Below are 1,053 nucleotides of genomic sequence, written 5' to 3' on the forward strand. Positions count from 1 at the left end.
TCATTGATATCAATAATTCCATCTGGTGTTCCATTTGGACCACTAATATCTCTGAGTTTCATACTTCCTGGCTGAACGTCTCCTAACCAAGTATTATTTACAACACCAGATTTCAAAGTATATTGACCTGTGTTTGAATCATAGTCAAAATCAGAAACTTCATATCTTCCATCATTTCTAAAACCATACATTACTCCTAATGGCTGACCAACTGTAATTAAATAATCATTTCCTATTTGAGATGATGCCCAATTTGTGTTTTGACCAAAATCGTCTAAAAGACCCAAAGAATTAATTCGGTTTTTGTTCATACTTGCGTTTACTGATAAGTTTAATCCATAATTCTCTTTATCAATAATCGAAAAATCTAACGAACCTTCAATACCTGTATTTTGTATTTCTCCCATATTTCTAAACTGACTATTGTAGCCAGATCCAGGTATTGGAAAATTGATTAATAAGTCTTGAGTAACTGTTTTATAGGCTTCAATACTTCCTATAATTTTATTGTCAAACAATCCAAAATCTAAACCTATGTTTTGAGATACAGTTGTTTCCCATTTTAAATCAGGGTTTGCCAAAACATTAGAGGCTGCCCAATAATTACTTACTCCATTTAAAAAAGTGGTGGTGTTTGATTGAAAATTTTGAACAGTTTGTCCTGTTGGAATATTATTATTTCCTGCTTCTCCGTAACTAAATCTTAATTTTAAAGAATTTATCCATTTTGAATCTTTTAAAAAATCTTCTTCAGAAATTTTCCATGCCAATGCAGCAGAAGGAAAATATCCCCAAGCATTGTCTCCTAAAAATTTACTTGAACCATCTGCTCTAAAAGTTGCCGTAACTAAATATTTATCTTTAAAACTATAATTTAAACGACCAAAAAATGAAAGTAATTTATCATCGGGACTGTAAAAATTATCTACCAATAATGGTTTTCCCTGTGAAGTTAAATTGATAGAAGTATTGAAATCAAAGAATTTAGGAAATCCTTGAATTTCACTAGTCAATTGGTTGCTTTCTGAAATAATCATTTCTTCTCCTAAAAGA

At 30.6% G+C, this 1,053-nt stretch carries 1 protein-coding gene; it reads right to left on the reverse strand.

The window, feature by feature from the left end:
* The coding region (locus IU405_RS00810) for a TonB-dependent receptor domain-containing protein (protein ID WP_231749431.1) at positions 1-1,037 on the reverse strand (1,037 nt) is incomplete at its 3' end.
* Between the last annotated feature and the right edge of the window lie 16 nt (positions 1,038-1,053).

This window comes from Polaribacter sp. BAL334, from assembly GCF_015767435.1.
Lineage (GTDB): Bacteria > Bacteroidota > Bacteroidia > Flavobacteriales > Flavobacteriaceae > Polaribacter.